Source organism: Wohlfahrtiimonas larvae, from assembly GCF_002006755.1.
Classification (GTDB): domain Bacteria; phylum Pseudomonadota; class Gammaproteobacteria; order Cardiobacteriales; family Wohlfahrtiimonadaceae; genus Wohlfahrtiimonas; species Wohlfahrtiimonas larvae.
The window spans coordinates 12732-28689 of sequence record NZ_MVDO01000140.1 but is presented as its reverse complement, the minus strand read 5'-3'; the positions used below and the strand labels follow the sequence as shown (position 1 = coordinate 28689).

Annotated in this window: 20 protein-coding genes and 1 other RNA gene; 11 read left to right on the top strand and 10 right to left on the bottom strand. The window is 37.2% G+C overall.

Going from position 1 to position 15958, the window contains the following annotated elements; translation table 11 throughout:
- Nucleotides 1-427: peroxiredoxin (locus BZK14_RS08205; RefSeq protein ID WP_077926029.1), on the top strand; the 427-nt coding region annotated here is incomplete at its 5' end.
- 63 nt (nt 428-490) lie between these two features.
- On the opposite strand, the gene BZK14_RS08200 is transcribed toward BZK14_RS08205, so the two are convergent.
- From BZK14_RS08200 to BZK14_RS08175, 6 genes are read right to left on the bottom strand one after another with little or no spacing between them, the layout of a single operon-like run.
- Complete coding sequence (locus BZK14_RS08200; RefSeq protein ID WP_077926028.1) at nt 491-1396, bottom strand: tyrosine recombinase XerC; 906 nt, start codon at nt 1394-1396, stop codon at nt 491-493.
- The gene (locus tag BZK14_RS08195; protein ID WP_077926027.1) at nt 1389-1757 is read right to left on the bottom strand and encodes an RNA-binding S4 domain-containing protein; all 369 of its coding nucleotides are present in this window, start codon (nt 1755-1757) and stop codon (nt 1389-1391) included. Before BZK14_RS08195 ends, BZK14_RS08200 begins: the two co-directional genes overlap by 8 nt.
- Nucleotides 1757-2068 carry a cell division topological specificity factor MinE gene (gene minE / locus BZK14_RS08190; protein ID WP_077926026.1) on the bottom strand — a complete coding sequence of 104 codons (312 nt, stop codon included), beginning with the start codon at nt 2066-2068 and terminating at the stop codon, nt 1757-1759. The genes BZK14_RS08195 and minE overlap by 1 nt, the downstream gene beginning before the upstream one ends.
- Nucleotides 2069-2070: 2 nt before the next feature.
- Nucleotides 2071-2880 (bottom strand): septum site-determining protein MinD, encoded by an 810-nt coding sequence (minD, locus tag BZK14_RS08185; protein ID WP_077926025.1) that lies wholly within the window; start codon nt 2878-2880, stop codon nt 2071-2073.
- A gap of 22 nt (nt 2881-2902) precedes the next feature.
- Nucleotides 2903-3640: a septum site-determining protein MinC gene (gene minC, locus BZK14_RS08180; RefSeq protein ID WP_077926024.1), complete on the bottom strand. Its 738-nt coding sequence runs from the start codon at nt 3638-3640 to the stop codon at nt 2903-2905.
- 26 nt (nt 3641-3666) lie between these two features.
- The gene (locus BZK14_RS08175) at nt 3667-4152 is read right to left on the bottom strand and encodes an FKBP-type peptidyl-prolyl cis-trans isomerase (RefSeq protein WP_077926023.1); all 486 of its coding nucleotides are present in this window, start codon (nt 4150-4152) and stop codon (nt 3667-3669) included.
- Between the two features lie 153 nt (nt 4153-4305).
- Here BZK14_RS08175 and rpiA point away from each other — a divergent pair, with 153 nt between their 5' ends.
- The 10 genes from rpiA to BZK14_RS08125 all read left to right on the top strand — a co-directional run bounded on the left by rpiA (nt 4306) and on the right by BZK14_RS08125 (nt 11471).
- A complete protein-coding gene (rpiA, locus tag BZK14_RS08170; protein ID WP_077926022.1) occupies nt 4306-4962 on the top strand; it encodes a ribose-5-phosphate isomerase RpiA in 657 nt (218 codons plus the stop codon).
- Nucleotides 4963-4967: 5 nt separating this feature from the next.
- On the top strand, nt 4968-5555 hold the full coding sequence (gene lptC, locus BZK14_RS08165; RefSeq protein ID WP_245831251.1) for an LPS export ABC transporter periplasmic protein LptC: 588 nt from the start codon (nt 4968-4970) through the stop codon (nt 5553-5555).
- Nucleotides 5524-6027 (top strand): lipopolysaccharide transport periplasmic protein LptA, encoded by a 504-nt coding sequence (lptA, locus tag BZK14_RS08160; protein WP_077926021.1) that lies wholly within the window; start codon nt 5524-5526, stop codon nt 6025-6027. The genes lptC and lptA overlap by 32 nt, the downstream gene beginning before the upstream one ends.
- 2 nt (nt 6028-6029) lie before the next feature.
- Nucleotides 6030-6752 (top strand): LPS export ABC transporter ATP-binding protein, encoded by a 723-nt coding sequence (gene lptB / locus BZK14_RS08155; RefSeq protein ID WP_077926020.1) that lies wholly within the window; start codon nt 6030-6032, stop codon nt 6750-6752.
- Nucleotides 6752-8167, top strand: coding sequence for an exodeoxyribonuclease I (gene sbcB / locus BZK14_RS08150; RefSeq protein ID WP_077926019.1), 1416 nt, complete (start codon nt 6752-6754; stop codon nt 8165-8167). Before lptB ends, sbcB begins: the two co-directional genes overlap by 1 nt.
- Nucleotides 8164-9012 carry an endonuclease/exonuclease/phosphatase family protein gene (locus tag BZK14_RS08145; RefSeq protein WP_077926018.1) on the top strand — a complete coding sequence of 283 codons (849 nt, stop codon included), beginning with the start codon at nt 8164-8166 and terminating at the stop codon, nt 9010-9012. Before sbcB ends, BZK14_RS08145 begins: the two co-directional genes overlap by 4 nt.
- Entirely contained in the window at nt 9000-9992 is a 993-nt protein-coding gene (locus BZK14_RS08140; protein ID WP_077926017.1) for a tetratricopeptide repeat protein, read from the top strand. The genes BZK14_RS08145 and BZK14_RS08140 overlap by 13 nt, the downstream gene beginning before the upstream one ends.
- Before the next feature lies 1 nt (nt 9993).
- On the top strand, nt 9994-10677 hold the full coding sequence (locus BZK14_RS08135; protein ID WP_077926016.1) for a ComF family protein: 684 nt from the start codon (nt 9994-9996) through the stop codon (nt 10675-10677).
- 56 nt (nt 10678-10733) lie between these two features.
- A non-coding RNA gene (gene ssrS, locus BZK14_RS08130) (6S RNA) lies at nt 10734-10918 on the top strand.
- 10 nt (nt 10919-10928) lie between these two features.
- Complete coding sequence (locus BZK14_RS08125; RefSeq protein ID WP_077926015.1) at nt 10929-11471, top strand: 5-formyltetrahydrofolate cyclo-ligase; 543 nt, start codon at nt 10929-10931, stop codon at nt 11469-11471.
- A gap of 55 nt (nt 11472-11526) precedes the next feature.
- Here BZK14_RS08125 and BZK14_RS08120 read toward each other — a convergent pair whose 3' ends face one another.
- The 4 genes from BZK14_RS08120 to tolB all read right to left on the bottom strand — a co-directional run bounded on the left by BZK14_RS08120 (nt 11527) and on the right by tolB (nt 15949).
- Entirely contained in the window at nt 11527-12045 is a 519-nt protein-coding gene (locus tag BZK14_RS08120; protein WP_077926014.1) for an OmpA family protein, read from the bottom strand.
- Between the two features lie 244 nt (nt 12046-12289).
- The gene (msbA, locus tag BZK14_RS08115) at nt 12290-14044 is read right to left on the bottom strand and encodes a lipid A export permease/ATP-binding protein MsbA (RefSeq protein ID WP_077926013.1); all 1755 of its coding nucleotides are present in this window, start codon (nt 14042-14044) and stop codon (nt 12290-12292) included.
- A 109-nt stretch (nt 14045-14153) separates the two neighbouring features.
- Complete coding sequence (gene pal, locus BZK14_RS08110) at nt 14154-14654, bottom strand: peptidoglycan-associated lipoprotein Pal (RefSeq protein WP_077926012.1); 501 nt, start codon at nt 14652-14654, stop codon at nt 14154-14156.
- Nucleotides 14655-14695: 41 nt separating this feature from the next.
- Nucleotides 14696-15949: a Tol-Pal system beta propeller repeat protein TolB gene (tolB, locus tag BZK14_RS08105; protein WP_077926011.1), complete on the bottom strand. Its 1254-nt coding sequence runs from the start codon at nt 15947-15949 to the stop codon at nt 14696-14698.
- Between the last annotated feature and the right edge of the window lie 9 nt (nt 15950-15958).

The window sequence follows — 15958 nt, the reverse complement described above, 5'->3', positions numbered from 1 at the left end:
TAAATGGAAGGTTATCTATTTCTATCCAAAAGATTTCACATTTGTTTGTCCTACAGAAATCGTTGCTTTTGATAAATTAGCAAAAGATTTCGAAGATCGTGATGCTGTATTAATGGGCGGTAGCGTGGATAACGAATTCTGTAAATTGGCTTGGAGACGTGATCATAAAGATTTAGACAAATTAGGCCATTACTCATTCGCTGACGTTAAAGGTGAATTAGTAGATATGTTAGGTATTCGTGATCAAGAAGCTGGTGTTGCATTGCGTGCGACATTCATCGTAGATCCAGATAACGTTATTCAACACGTTTCTGTAAACGGTTTGAACGTTGGTCGTAATCCTAATGAAGTTTTACGTATCTTGGATGCGTTACAAACTGATGAATTATGCCCATGTAATCGTGCAGTAGGCGGCGAAACTCTATAATTTGAGTTTTCCAAAAGCATAATGAAAACCACGCGAAAGCGTGGTTTTTTATTGCAATCACATTTATTTTTTAGATTTTTTCTTAGCGCGCGGATGTGCTGAATCGAATACTTTAGATAAGTGACCAAAATCTAGATGTGTATAAACCTGTGTTGTAGATATATCCGCATGGCCCAATAATTCCTGTACAGAACGAATATCTTGGCTCGATTCTAAAACATGGGTTGCCATTGAGTGGCGGAACATGTGAGGATTCACTTTTAAGCCTTTGCCAAGTTTGCTAGCAATATGTTTCACTCGATTACTGACTTGCCTGCTTGTGAGGCGATTGCCTCGTTGTGTGATGAATAATGCATTATCTAGCTTCATCCATTGATCTCGAATTGTGAGCCATCTCTGTAACGCCTCTTTAGCCTTATTTCCTAATGGTACAATACGATCTTTACCGCCTTTACCATCTATAATGCGAATCTCATTAGCAGAGAGAGAGATGTGTTTCGTATCTAATGCAGTAAGTTCTGATAAGCGTACGCCAGAACTATAAAATAGCTCACAAATGGCTAAATCTCGAATCTCTAAGGGATTATCAGGGTCAGGCATTTGATCCAATAATTCTTGAATTGTATCCACAGCAATGACTTTAGGTAAAGCTTGTTGTACTTTGGGCGTTTTCACTAATCTAGCAGGATTTGATGTAATGATTTCTTTGGATTCTAAGAAATCAAAAAATACACGAATACTAGCTAAATGAGTTTTTAAGCTTGTGAGGGATAGGCCATTTTTGTGACGATAAATAATATATTTCTGTAAACATGCTTGATCACATAACTGCCAAGTTTGAATATTATGCTCTGAGAGATATTCTGAAAGTTGTCGTAGAGTTAGAGATTTAACTTCAACACTTTTAGGACGATAGCGTTGAGAAAACTGATCTAAAAACTGATCAATATGAGTCAGTAAGTTACTCATAGCCTTTACGCAATTCTCTTAAGCGCTGGCGATCTTTCTTATCAGGTGCTTTATCAGGTTTTGGATTGTGCACAAGCTTTTTCATTTCTCGATCTTCCATGCGTTTTGCTAAGCTTTCTTCTGTTTCATGGTAGAGTAGGGTGGCAACTTTTGCAGGGCCACGGATTTCGCTTAAATCATCCACAATCACAGTAAAAGTTTCACCAGCTTTTTGAATGATCAGGGTATCTTCAATCTTGATTGTGCGGGCAGGCTTAGCTCTGTCGCCATTGACTTGCACTTGATTTTTTTCAATGGCTTCAACAGCCAAGCGACGAGTTTTAAAAAATCTCGCCGCCCATAACCATTTATCGAGTCTCATTAGTTTTTTGTTGGTTGTTCTGATGTGTCTTCGCTTGCATCATCGTCTTGTTCATTCTCTAACAGAACGATATTCAGTTCTAGAACATCACAACCATCTTCTTTATCCATAGCAACTTTAATTTGATCACTATCAATAGGCATATATTTTCGTACAACCTCTAAGATATCTCTTTGTAAGGCTTGTAAAAAATCAGGTTGCTGGGAAGGGGATCCTTGTGTTCTTTCGTGGGCAACAATGATCTGCAAACGCTCTTTAGCGATTGAAGCGGTTGATGTCTTCTTTCTTCTTTTAAATAGCGCGCTAAACATAATTAACCTCCAAAGAGTTTTTGGAAGAAGCCTTTTTTCTCTGCTTCAATGAAACGATGTGGCTTATCTTCACCTAAGAATCGTGCAATAATGTCTTCATATGCTTGGCCAGCATCAGCATCAGCATCTAAAATAACTGGGATGCCTGCGTTTGAGCTTTGTAGCACAGCTTCAGATTCTGGCACAACGCCTAATAATGGGATGCCTAGAATTTCTAAAACATCTGTCACAGATAGCATATCGCCAGAAGCCGCACGTTCTGGGCTATAACGATTGAGCACTAAATGTTGTTTAACTTCTTCACCTTTTTCAGCTTTAGCTGTTTTGCTAGATAAAATACCTAAAATACGGTCTGAATCTCGAACTGATGATACTTCAGGGTTAGTTGTTACAATCGCATCATCAGCATAATACATCGCAAGTTGTGCGCCTTTTTCAATGCCTGCAGGCGAATCACAGATGATGTATTCAAAGCCCATATCCTTTAAACCTGCGATAACTTTTTCAACGCCTTCTACAGAAAGAGCATCTTTATCACGTGTTTGCGAAGCAGGTAAGATGAATAAATTTTCTAAGCGCTTATCTTTAATTAAAGATTGTTGGAGTGTCGCTTCATTATTCACTACATTTACAAAATCATATACTACACGGCGCTCACAGCCCATAATAAGATCTAAATTTCGTAAACCTACATCAAAGTCAATGACTGCTGTTTTGTTGCCACGTTTTGCTAAACCTGCGGCAATGCTTGCACTTGTTGTGGTTTTACCAACCCCACCTTTACCTGAAGTTACAACTATTACTCGTGCCACATTTTACTCCTAGTTCTTATGTTTAAAATTCTTTAGTAAATTGTTCGATTTTCAAATCATCATTTTCAAGATAGATTTGTACAGCTTTGCCGCGCCATTCATCTGCGATTGATTCTAAAACTTTATATTTTCCCGCAATTGAAACGAGCTCAGCTTCTAAAGATTGGCAAAAAATCCTTGCAGAAGCATCACCTTTAACACCTGCTAAAGCTCTGCCTCTTAGGGCGCCATAAATATGAATATTGCCATCTGATAATACTTCAGCGCCTGTGTTGACGGTATTGATGATAATTAAATCGCCACCCGGATGATAAACTTGTTGGCCTGAACGAATATGACTTGTAACAAGTGTTACAGGACAATGATCTTCTTGTGGTAGAGTTGCTTTTTCAGTATCTTTTTTAATATCAGCATCTATACTTTCTACTTTTGGCTTGTCATAACGAGGCTGAATATTTGGGAAAATCCCCCAATTGCTTTGTGTTGCTTTACCTAGCAAATGTTTAGGGATGTTATGCAATGCAACAGGAATGATGCCTTGATTAATTAATAGGTTTTTTAACCAATTAAAATCTAAATGCAGTGCATCTTCGGATAATTGGCTTAAATCTATGATCACAGGTAGTTGCTTGAAAAAGTCAGGAGACTCAGCAATTTTGGAGTTGAGTGTTTCTTCAAACTCTTTGAGATCATTTGTTTGTAAATGAAGGACGGTCAATGTGAATAGACCGCCCTTTAATTGAAAACAAGGTTTAGACATGAAGAATAAATCCTAATTATTTTTTATTAGTGATCGTAGCCGCCTGCGTGTACATGACCGTGGTCTAATTCTTGTGCAGTTGCATCACGAACTTCTTTGATTTCTACGTCAAAGTTCAAAGTTTTACCCGCTAAGAAGTGATTTGCATCTAGTGTGATGTCATCACCTTCTACGCTCAAAATTACAAAATGACGTTGATGACCATTTTCTTCAGCTGCAATCATGCCGCCTACTTGGATATCATCTGAATCCTTGAAATGTTGGCTTTTGCTGATTGTGAATACGTTTTCTTCGCTACGAAGACCATAACCTTCTTCTGGAGCCACACTGAAAGCAACTTGTTGGCCAGCAGCTGCACCTTCTAATGCTTTTTCAAAGCCAGGGATCATCATGCCAACGCCTTGAATATATGTTAATGGTTGCTCTTGACCTTTGTTGCTGTCAATTACGTTACCAGCATCGTCTGTTAATGTATAGAAAACAGATACAACTTTATTAGGTGCAATGCTCATTATTAAATCCTTTCAGTTTTTGGTTCATAAGTCTCACACTATACAGGAAACTCAAGCCAACCACTAGATATAAACCCGGTTTTTCTGATAAATAAACTCCCTTTTAGCCTTAAAAACACCTATAATGTGGGTAGTTTTTAGTGAGGGAGCAAAATGAGTCAAAAAACATTAAAGCAGTTAGCAGCAGAAAAAGCTTTAACATATATCAAAAAAGGTGAGTTATTAGGCGTTGGGACAGGATCAACTGTGGATTGCTTAATTGCGTTATTACCTGAGGTTCGTCATCTGATTGATGTTGTTGTATCGAGTTCTGAGCGTTCAACAGAACAGTTGATTCAATTGGGTTTTGAGGTGGCTCCCTTGACAGATATTGAAAAATTAACATTGTACATTGATGGTGCTGATGAAATTAATGCTCAACTACAAATGATTAAGGGTGGTGGGGCAGCACTAACGCGAGAAAAAATTGTTGCAGCTCATGCTGATCAGTTCATTTGTATAGCAGACCAATCTAAATATGTTGAGACTTTGGGTAAATTCCCTTTGCCAGTGGAGGTTATACCTATGGCTGTTGGGCATGTGCAACGAGAATTGAATAAATTAGGTGAGGCACGTGTTCGTTCAAATGTGATTACAGATAATGGTAATCCGATTATTGATGTGTTTGGGTTGAACATTACTGAACCTTTAGCACTAGAAACGCATATTAATCAGATTGTTGGTGTTGTGACAAATGGTATTTTTGCTCATCGCCCAGCAGATTTATTAGTGTTAGCAACTGATCAAGGTATTGAAACAATTAAGGCATAAATACAGTGTTTTCTAAGCAATTATTACAGAACTTATTCTTCATTGTTGCCATCGGTATATTAGGTTATATTTCTATGAACTTATATCGTGAAAACAATGTTGAAGAGGTGAAAAAGTCACCTTATCCTTTATTTGTTGTTAAAGGGTATGATTTAGTTCGTTTTAATGAAAATGGTCAAAAGATTTATTCGATAGAAGGTCCTGAAATGCATCATTTTGATGATGATCGAGGATCTACATTAAGTAATCCTTTTTTAACACATTTTACGATAACAGATCGGCGAGATTGGACCGCAAGAAGTGATATTGCTTTAGTCAATGAAGATCAATCTTTGATTACAATGAATGATAATGTTGTGCTAACAAAATTCAATCAAGAAGATGAAAAAACAACAATCTTGAATACATCACAGCTATTTGTGCATGATAAAGGTGAAAAAGTCACTAATGATGTATGGACAAAAATTCGTACATATCCGAATAATACAATTGAAGGTATTAGTTTGGAAGGTTATCCGCAAATTGGCCAATTTAACTTATTACAGGATGTGAAGAGCTATTATGAAACCATCAAAGATGAAAACCACCCTTAGTTTATTATTGGCGATAACCTTATTTTCTACAGCACATGCATTGCCAGAAGACAGTAGTTTGCCGATTCAAATTACAGCTGATACAGGTGGGTATGATCAAAAACTGAATGAAGGGTTTTATGATAGTAACGTTGTAATGGTGCAAGGAACATTAGAAATTAGAGCAGATCATGCCATATTTACAATGGTGGATGATGAGTTAGATAAAGTTGTTGCAAATGGCAAATTAATTAAGATTAAATATTTGCCAGAGCAAGATAAACCTTGGGTATTTGGCGAAGGTGAAATTCTTGAATACTTTCCGAAGAAGAATTTATTAATTTTGAAACAAAAAGCCAAGTTAACTCAGGATACAGATATTGTAGAAGCTAATGCAATTGAATACGATACGTTGAATAAAAAAGTTAAGGCTTTGAGTGGAAAAGATAAATCTGATCGTGTATTTTTTGAAATTAAGCCAAAAGGGAAGTAACCATGCAATTGAAAGCAAAAGAGCTGGTGAAACGATTTAAAAAACGTACTGTAGTAAGCGGTGCATCATTTCATGTGAATGCAGGTGAAATAGTTGGGTTACTAGGCCCGAATGGTGCAGGCAAAACAACAAGTTTTTATATGACTGTTGGGCTTATTGTTGCAGATGAAGGGCATATCTTTTTAGATGATCAAGATATTACAAAACTGCCAATGCATGAGCGTGCACATCGAGGGATTGGTTACTTGCCACAAGAAGCCTCTATTTTTCGAAAAATGACATCGCGTGATAATATTTTAGCAATCTGCCAAACGCGTAAAGATTTGAATAAGAAACAGCAGGAAGAATTAGCAGATCAATTACTGGAAGATTTCAAAATTACACATATTGCTAATTCATTAGGAATGTCTTTATCTGGTGGTGAGCGTCGCCGTGTTGAAATTGCACGTAGCTTGGCGCTAAATCCTAAGTTCTTATTATTAGATGAACCTTTTGCAGGGGTCGATCCATTATCTGTTGCGGATATTCAAACGATTATTTTGGATTTATCTAATCGTGGGATTGGCATATTGATTACAGACCATAATATTCGTGAAACATTAAGTATTTGTCAGCGTTCATATATCTTGAGTGGTGGGCAAGTGATTGCAGAAGGTAGTACAGAAGAGTTATTGAATAATCCGACTGTTCGCAAAGCATATTTGGGGGATAATTTCTCATTATAATGGCTGAATTTCTTTTTTATGATTATGAAACTTTTGGTATTAGTCCAAAACATGACAGAATTGCACAATTTGCAGCGATTCGCACAGATGCTGATTTCAATATCATGGATGAACCAATCAATATTCATTGCCAGCAATATGATGATTATATTCCATCTTCTGATGCCATTTTGATCACAGGTATTACGCCTGATTATTGTAATGAATATGGTTTGCCTGAGTATGAATTCGCCAAGCGCATTTATGATGAGTTTATGAAGCCTAATACTTGTGTGATGGGCTTTAACTCTATTCGTTTTGATGATGAGATGACTCGTTATCTCTTTTATAGAAATTTCTTTGATCCTTATGCTTATACTTGGAAAAATGGCAATTCTCGCTGGGATGCTCTAGATTTAGTGCGTGGCGTTTTTGCGCTTCGCCCTGAAGGTATCCAATGGCCAAAAATTGATGGTAAGACAAGTTTAAGATTAGAAGAATTAGCGAAAGTAAATAATTTGGAGCATGATCATGCGCATGATGCATTAAGTGATGTTTATGCGACGATTGCTGTGCTGAAGTTGATTAAAGAAAAACAGCCAAAATTCTTTGAGTATTTCTATCAGAATAGACGAGCAAAAGATTTACAGCCAATTATCGAAAAGCATATGTACAAACCTCTTGTACATGTTTCGGGAATGTTTGGTGAAGCTAATGGTTATTTATCCTTAGTGATGCCAATTGCTATGCATCCTTGGAATAAAAATGCAGTGATTGTGATTGACCTTCGTGGTGATATGAATGAGCTGTTAAATTACAGCGCAGAAGAGATTAACACTGCGATGTATACAGCTACAGAAGATTTGGCTGAAGATCGCAATCGTGTGCCTTTGAAGCTGATTCATCTCAATAAATGCCCGATCATTGCGCCATTTGGCGTATTGCGTGATGTGAAAAATTTATATGGATTAGATATTGAGGCTGCTTTGGATAAAGTATCAATAATTATGGGTAAATTATCTGAAATCGAGTGTAAATCAACGGAAGTATTCAAGCCAACAACAGCACCATCCTATTCTGATCAACCTATTTTACAGCGTGTTGAATCGATGTTATATGATGGATTCTTTGGTTCTGAAGATAAAAAAGTGATGGAGCAAATTCCATATTTATCAGCAGAAGATTTGAAATCTGCAAATTATCAATTTAATGATGCACGAATTTCGCCGTTGTTATTTTTGTATCGTGCAAAAAATTTTCCTGAAACATTAAGCTGCGAAGAATATCAAGAATGGGAAAAATATTGCGATATTCGACGTGAAATGACATTGGTAGATCAGCAACAAAATTATCAAGAAAATTTGAAAAAATATCAGGATGATTTAGAAAAAAGACGATTGCTGGAAGCATGCCGTTTACTATATTTTGAATCATGATAGAACTTAGAATTGCAACGATTAATGCTGCTAATTTGGGAGAATGGTCTGATGCTCAGCGTATTCAGAAATTTGCGCGTTCTATTGTTGAGGATTTGAAAGCCCCTTCAGTTATTGCAGTACAGGAATTAGGCGGATTACAAAAAGAGAATGAATTAACAATTCGAGCCACAGTTGCGGATGATATTTGTAAGATTTTATTAGAAGAATTTCAACAGGTTTATCATTATGCGGAAATAGCGCCAAAGCCTGAAAGTAGCGGTGGTGCTGAAAATATTAATATTCGTTGTGGTTTTTTTTATAGAGCGGAAATTAAATTACAGCAATTGGCGCAAATTGGGCAGGATTCAGAGGCGTTTTTGGGTGATGGATCAGGTGAATTCGCTGCTTCACGGATTCCGTTGTGGGCGATATTCCAATATGATGATGTGAGTTTTCAGGTGATTAATTGTCATTTGAAATCTATGAGCACAAAAGATCAAACAAAAAAACAGGCAAAGAAGCAGCGCAATAGGCAGTCGCAGTTAATTGCTGATTATATTCAAGAAAATAACTTACTAGATTTTCCGTTATTTGTAGTGGGTGATATGAATGATACATTTGCAAGTAAAACATTGCAATCCCTTGCTTTACAAGGATTAAAAAGTTCTCATTTGTCTTTGCAATATCAAATTTATACATATAAATATCACAAAAAGCCAATTCTCTTAGATTATATTCTGTACAATGATTACATTAAAAACTTAGAAAGTACGATTGTGCATATTAATACAGATCAAAATAGCGATCGTGCTTATAGTGACCATGATCCATTAGTGATGCTTTGCCAGATATGTTCAGAATAACATTAGTTTTATTATTGATGATCAATACAGTTAGTTTTGCTGATAATTTCAGCGATGCTATAGAGGCTTACGATCGCCAAGATTATATTGAGGCTTATCGTTTATTTACAGAGCTAGAAGACTTAGGGCATGTGGATGCTATGAATAATTTAGCGACCATGTATCAAACAGGTATGGGGATCCCTCGCAATTATGTCAAAGCAGCAGAACTTTATTTAAAGGCGGCTCAAGCGGGTCATATTGATGCGGCATTTAATTATTCTACATTGTCTCGATTAGGAATTGGAACAAATAAGAATATGGCAGAGTCTTATGCATGGGCTGTGATTGCAGCGCGTCATGGAGCTAGTGATTTAGTTGCTTATCGTGATGTGCTTGCTACAAAAATTTTGCCAAAAGAATTAGAAGATGGCTCATTAATGGCGGAGAATATTTTAAATGATTTTGCACAATATGAGTATGCTATAGGATGGTTATTGCCAAATAATGTACGGATAGCCTCACGAGAAACACCGCTACCTAAAATTATTGAAAAAATAGAACGTATTTCTGCAGATGGTGAAGTGACTATTATTAAAAATGAAGATTTGATTAAAATTACAGAAGAAAATATTAATCAGGTATTATCACCAAGTTATCGAGCATTGATGACAACATATCCCTTAATGATGAATACTTATCGTTCATCTTTGTATCGACCGTTATTGAATTCAGCTAGACATAGTAGTGATAAGGTTTTGCGGCCTCGCAGAATGCTGGGGGAGCGCTCGGTGCCAATTGTGGAAGCTCTGGAGATAGACCAATCATTATTGCCATTATTTCAGAGTTTGGCAGATAGCTATAGCGTTCATATCAATGATATTGTTCGAGCTGTGCAAACGATTAATCCAGATGCTTTTGAGGCTGATTTACCATTGCGCCTAAAGGATTCGGATGCTCGTTTAAAGATACCAGATTACTTACAAGTTAAGCATTTTTAATATGCTCAAATATCTCTTTCAAGCATTGTATCCAACAGAATGTTTTATTTGTCATCAACCTATTGATCATGGAGTGCTATGTCATGATTGTTTCAGTCAAGTAGAGCGTTGCGGTGGCTATTGTCATTATTGCTGCGGAACGTTATTAAGCGGGCAGCATTGTGATATTTGTGAGGTAGGCGGTCATGCAGATTATGTTGATTATTATATCTTTGGATACCATTATCGAGATGCTATGCGTGATGCAATTATTCATTTAAAGTTTAATCATAAGGTGCATATGGTAAGAGTAATTAAGGCTTTAATGCAGCCTATATTATCAGAACAGCATGCAGTACTAACAAATGTGGATTATATTATTCCAATGCCTGTGGATCGTGTACGATTAGCAGGAAGAGGTTTTAATCACATGTTGGAAATTGTTAATGTTTTGCAGCCCGATATTAATAAACCAATCCTTTATGACAAATTGTCTAAATGTGCATTTTCAATTCCGCAGAGTAATTTGTCTCGGCAGGCACGAGCAATGAATTTACAAAATGCTTTTGAATGTGCGCCTATTAGTGGGCGTATTTTGCTTGTAGATGATGTTTTAACAACGGGTAAAACATTGCAGTTGGCATCACAAGCACTAAAGAATGCAGGTGCTAGCAGTGTTACGGCGCTAGTTTTGAGTAAAGCATAAAAATTTATCAAGACTATTAGCTTTATATGAAAAAATGTTATACTCTGAATATGGGTGGATTTCTGAAGTATTCGTGTTTAATATGCTTAAGTCCCCTTGATCCTAAGTATATCGTAAGATATATTACTAGGTACCGGTGAGCATGCCGAATTATCTCGGAAGCCTAAGGTGCTTAAACTTATATCCATTTGAACCATTCGGTTCAAGGGTAAAGTATACCTAACGGTACTTCGGAGTCCACTCTATATCTTATGACAATGCAATCTCACATTCGTCGCCAAATGCTTGCTGAGCGCAAGGCACTTACCTCAGAATATATTAATTATTATCAACCTTTGTTGGATAGAAAATTAGTCGTGTTTACTCAACAATTTTCTTCTATTGCGATATATTCAGCCATTCAAAATGAGGTTTCTGTAAATTGTGTGGCTAATCATATTCAGCATGACGCTATCGCCTTGCCTAAAATTAATAGGAATGATGAGCTTATCTTTGTGGAATATGAGGACCCGAATTTATGGCAAAAAGGGCAGTATAATATTTTAGAGCCCACAACAGAAGTGGTGAATTTTGTGCCTGAAGCTTTTATTGTACCATTGACAGCAATTGATTATACCGGGACTAGGATTGGTATGGGTAAGGGTTATTATGATCGTTATTTAGAATCTTGCCAAGATTCAGTATTGGTCGGTGTAGGTTGGGATTTTCAATTAGTTAATGAGGTGTTGGCTCGTCAGTCGCATGATGTGCCGATGGATTATTTTATCTCACCATCATATTTCATTAAATTTTAGGCAATAAAAAACACCTAAGAAATTAGGTGTTTATAACGACTTATCAAGTAATGAATTACTTGTTAGCGATACCTTTGATAGTTACATCTACGCGACGGTTTTGAGCACGGCCTTCAGCTGTGTCATTAGTAGCGATAGGGTTTTCTTTACCAAAACCTTCTGTAGTGATGATTGCTGGGTTTACACCGTTAGCAACCAAGTAAGCTTCTACAGCTTTAGCGCGACGCTCAGATAAACCTAAGTTATATTGTTGAGTACCAATACCATCAGTGTAACCAGCTAAGTTAATTGATTTAACTTTACCGCCAGCATTTTTGATTTCAACAGCTAATTCATTTAATTTTTCTTTACCAGCTGCTTTTAATACTGATTTATCGAAATCAAAGAAAGCATCAGCACTGAAAGATACGTTACGAGTACCGCAACCAGAAGTACCATCTAATACCAATACACATTCGCCTTGACGATCTCTTACGAAATCACCTTGTCTGTCAACTAAACCTTCAAGTTGAGCCATTGCTGATGTTGAAGCAACAAGCCCAGCAATCACTAAAGTAGTTAATTGCTTTTTCATATGTAACCTCCAAATAAGGACCTAAACTAAATAAAAAATGAACACTAATTTTTATAAGTGTAAATATATTCAGCGCAAGAATAACACAACTGATGGCAGAATGATACCGCATTTCTAGTAAAAAACATACATTTTTGTGTCAAAAATGAAAATATATTATCCTGAATCATACAAAATCCACCGCTGAGCTAGTTATGGAATTTACAGATTTAAGTAAAATTCATTATATTTCAGTTTATTACACTTATTTTTGATTTTCTTCTCCTAAACGATAAAGACTGGCATAAATGTTGTTTTTTTCCAACAACTCTTGATGAGTACCCATTTCAACAATTTGGCCAGCATCAAAAACAATGATCCGATCTGCTTGCTCAATCGTACTTAATCGATGGGCAATAATGATCATAGTTGTATTTTTGCTCAGGATTTTAATGCTTTCTTGAATATTAAATTCGCTCTTTGTATCAAGGCTACTTGTGGCTTCATCTAAGATTAAGATGGGAGCTTTTTTGTATAGAGCCCGCGCAATTGCAATGCGTTGTCTTTGGCCGCCTGAAAGCTTGCTACCATTTTCTCCTACCTGAGTATTTAATCCTTCAGACATATTTTCAATGAATTGCCATGCATTAGCATTTTTTGCAGCTGCAACAATACGATCCCAATCAGGATTAGGGTCGCCTAAGGCAATATTGTTAGCAATCGTATCTGCGAATAAAACAACGTGTTGACTGACATAACTAATATGGTGGCGATAATCTCTCAGCGATAAATCAGCAAGATTATAATCATCAATAAAAACTTTGCCTTCTGTTGGAGAATAAAAGCCCGCGAGTAAATTTGCAAACGTGCTTTTTCCACTGCCTGAAGCACCTACAAGAGCAATGGTCTCTTGCGAATTAATATGGATAGATAATTGATTAAAGATATTAGGTAAGTCTTTATCATATTGAAAGCTGACCTGATCAAAATGGATATTTCCTTGAATGTTTAATGGTAATCTTTCAGGATTATGATGTGTTGCGGTATCTCGCTCAATAGGGGCATCGATGAGTTGAAAGACGCTTTCAGCGCCTGCTAAACCACGTTGTAATGATTCATTTAAACGAGTTAAACGTTTAATAGGATTGAGTAAGCCGACCATAGCTGCTAGTGTTGCTAAAAATGCACCAGGTGTTAATCCATCATCGCTAACTTGATGTGAGGCGTAGCTAATGACACCTGCAACACAGAATACGATCATAAGCTGAACTAAAGGGCTAGCCACTTCAGATGCAACCATGATTTTAACATTAACACGTTGTAACTGGTTGTTGGTTTTATGAAAACGTTCCTTCACAAAGTCATAGGCATTGAAGAGCTTAATTTCTTTGTTGCCACGAATAGTTTCCTCTGTGATGTGATTTAAATGACCCATATCTTCTTGAGCTTTATGAGAGAGCTTGCGTAAGCGTTTAGACACAATGCGTAGAATGATTGCTATGAATGGTGCGATTAAAAACATTACAAGGCTGATTTTCCAGCTGTTATAGAACATCACAAATAATAAGCCAAGAATTGCAGCAGAATCTTTAATAAGCGTCACTAATGCAAATGAACTGATGGTCAATAGCTGATTAACATCAAAGGTTAGTTTTGATAATAATGAGCCAGAGCTATTTTTGTCATATTCAGCAATGGGTAAAGTGATTAAGCGATCAAACATTTGTTGACGCAGTGTTTGAATGACTTTTTGTGCAACAAATTGCATACCAACATTACCTAAAAAGGCAAAAATACTTTTGACTAGAAATACGCCAATTAAGATAAATGGCATCATTTGGATAAAACTAGGATCTTTATCAAAAAAACCCTTATCTAAAATTGGTTTTAATAAGGCGAATAAGCCTGCTTCAAAAACACCTGATAGGGCGATAGCAACAAGGGCAAAGATAAGAATGCCTCGTCGTTGGCTCGTATAAGAAAGAAGTCTTTTATATAGCTGTAAGCTAGTGGTTTTCATGATCTTTTTGACATAAAAAAGAGATAATTATGCCATAGATAGCAAAAGTGCACAGAAAGTTTCTTTTTGTGCACTTAAGATATAGCGAGTTTTAGCTTAATAAGCTGGATTAGTAGATGATTTCTACTCGGCGATTTTGCGCACGAGAGCCTTCATCTGAGCCACCTACAGCAGGACGCTCTTTTCCATAGCTGACAACACGGATTTGGTTAGGATTAACACCTTCTGATGTCATTAGGCTAGAGACTGATTTAGCACGTCTTTCGCCTAAGCCAATATTATATTCGCGTGAACCTCGGTCATCCGTATGGCCTTCTAAGATAACGCCACGAGATGGGTTGTTGCGAAGTTCTTTTGCATGCGCGCTGACAACAGCATATGATTCTTGGCGCAAGCGATCAGAGTCAAAGTCAAAATAGATGATGCGATCCTGTGTGCCGCGCTTACCATACATTGAGTCATAATAAGTGCTTGCTTGCTCTCCATTATAGCCAGCGCCGTTGCCATAAGCATCAGAACCACCAGCGCCTGATCCAGACGTGGAAGAACAGGCTGCAACGAGTGCAGAGAGACAAACAATGCTAAGAAGTTTGAAACTGCGTTTTTTCATAATTTCTCCCAATTTTGAAATTAATCAGTACGTTGATATTGTTAGTTCGACCAAGCAGGCTCACGAACATCTGAAGCATTGCTTGAGAATCGTTGTGTGACATTGCCATCATTAGATACGGCATTTAAACCACCATTACCATTCGCATAAATAATCATGTGACCATTACTTGAAAAGCTTGGCGCTTCATCTCTACCACCATTAGTTAAACGTTTGGTTGAACCTGTTTGAAGATCAATGATTGCAATTCCAAAGCCATTGCCGCTACCTCGATTCATAACAGCTAGGTAACGACCATCATTAGATATAGAAGGGCTTGCATTGTAATTGCCTGATGTTGAAACTTTAACAGGTGTACCACCGTTTGCGCTAATGCGGTAGATTTGAGGATTGCCAGAACGATCTGATGTGAAGTAGATCATGTTGTCCTTACCCCAAACAGGTTCTGTATCAATGCCCGGATGATTAGTGAGGCGAGTTAAATTCTTACCATAGATATCTGATGTATAAATTTCAGGATTACCATCTTTAGATAGTGTAAAAACAAGATGTGTACCATCTGGTGACCATGATGGTGCGCCATTAATGCCTGGTAAATTTAAGACGACATGGCGTTTGCCTGAGTAAATGTCTTGAACAACAATTTTACTTTTTTTGCCTTCTAAGGAAGAGTAGGCAATTTGTTGACCATTTGGTGACCATGATGGTGATAAAATTGGTTCTGCTGAATTAAAAATGGTGCTTGGATATGCACCGTCAGCATCAGAGATAATGAGTTGATATTGGCGTCCACTTTTGGCGACATAAGCAACTTTTGTATCAAAGGATCCTGTCACACCTAAAACTTTTTCATAAATTGAGTCAGCAATTTGGTGTGCTGTTTTACGCCATTGACGTTCATTGCCACCATTGACAGTATAAACACGTTGTAACATGGATGTTTTGGAGAAAGTATTCATTAAGTCAACGGAGATTTGATTGCCACGAACCGTTAAGAATACCGCATATTGGATGCCTCGTTGTGTCCAGACATCACTGTTGATAGTTGCAGGGCCTGCTGCGGGTTCTGGTGAGTTTTTTGCAGGCAAAGCAATAAAACGGCCAGAGCGAGCAAGGTCTGCGCCAACCACTTGCTCAACATAATTACCTTGTGGATCTGCTGAAAATAGTGCAATAGGAACAGCATTATTAGCAGCTTTTGTGACTTGTATTTTTAGTTGAGCATGGCTTATCGTTATTAGAGAAACCAGCGTTATTAGTGTCCAATACATCCATTTTGCAACATGTTTCTTCATTTTACACCT

Coding starts and splice junctions, on each gene's coding strand:
- BZK14_RS08125 (WP_077926015.1), top strand. CDS start 10,929: ATGACAATGCAATCTCACATTCGTCGCCAAATGCTTGCTGAGCGCAAG.
- BZK14_RS08120 (WP_077926014.1), bottom strand. CDS start 12,045: ATGAAAAAGCAATTAACTACTTTAGTGATTGCTGGGCTTGTTGCTTCA.
- sbcB (WP_077926019.1), top strand. CDS start 6,752: ATGGCTGAATTTCTTTTTTATGATTATGAAACTTTTGGTATTAGTCCA.
- BZK14_RS08145 (WP_077926018.1), top strand. CDS start 8,164: ATGATAGAACTTAGAATTGCAACGATTAATGCTGCTAATTTGGGAGAA.
- BZK14_RS08195 (WP_077926027.1), bottom strand. CDS start 1,757: ATGAGACTCGATAAATGGTTATGGGCGGCGAGATTTTTTAAAACTCGT.
- minE (WP_077926026.1), bottom strand. CDS start 2,068: ATGTTTAGCGCGCTATTTAAAAGAAGAAAGAAGACATCAACCGCTTCA.
- pal (WP_077926012.1), bottom strand. CDS start 14,654: ATGAAAAAACGCAGTTTCAAACTTCTTAGCATTGTTTGTCTCTCTGCA.
- lptA (WP_077926021.1), top strand. CDS start 5,524: ATGAAACCATCAAAGATGAAAACCACCCTTAGTTTATTATTGGCGATA.
- msbA (WP_077926013.1), bottom strand. CDS start 14,044: ATGAAAACCACTAGCTTACAGCTATATAAAAGACTTCTTTCTTATACG.
- tolB (WP_077926011.1), bottom strand. CDS start 15,949: ATGAAGAAACATGTTGCAAAATGGATGTATTGGACACTAATAACGCTG.
- BZK14_RS08140 (WP_077926017.1), top strand. CDS start 9,000: ATGTTCAGAATAACATTAGTTTTATTATTGATGATCAATACAGTTAGT.
- BZK14_RS08200 (WP_077926028.1), bottom strand. CDS start 1,396: ATGAGTAACTTACTGACTCATATTGATCAGTTTTTAGATCAGTTTTCT.
- BZK14_RS08175 (WP_077926023.1), bottom strand. CDS start 4,152: ATGAGCATTGCACCTAATAAAGTTGTATCTGTTTTCTATACATTAACA.
- minC (WP_077926024.1), bottom strand. CDS start 3,640: ATGTCTAAACCTTGTTTTCAATTAAAGGGCGGTCTATTCACATTGACC.
- lptB (WP_077926020.1), top strand. CDS start 6,030: ATGCAATTGAAAGCAAAAGAGCTGGTGAAACGATTTAAAAAACGTACT.
- rpiA (WP_077926022.1), top strand. CDS start 4,306: ATGAGTCAAAAAACATTAAAGCAGTTAGCAGCAGAAAAAGCTTTAACA.
- BZK14_RS08135 (WP_077926016.1), top strand. CDS start 9,994: ATGCTCAAATATCTCTTTCAAGCATTGTATCCAACAGAATGTTTTATT.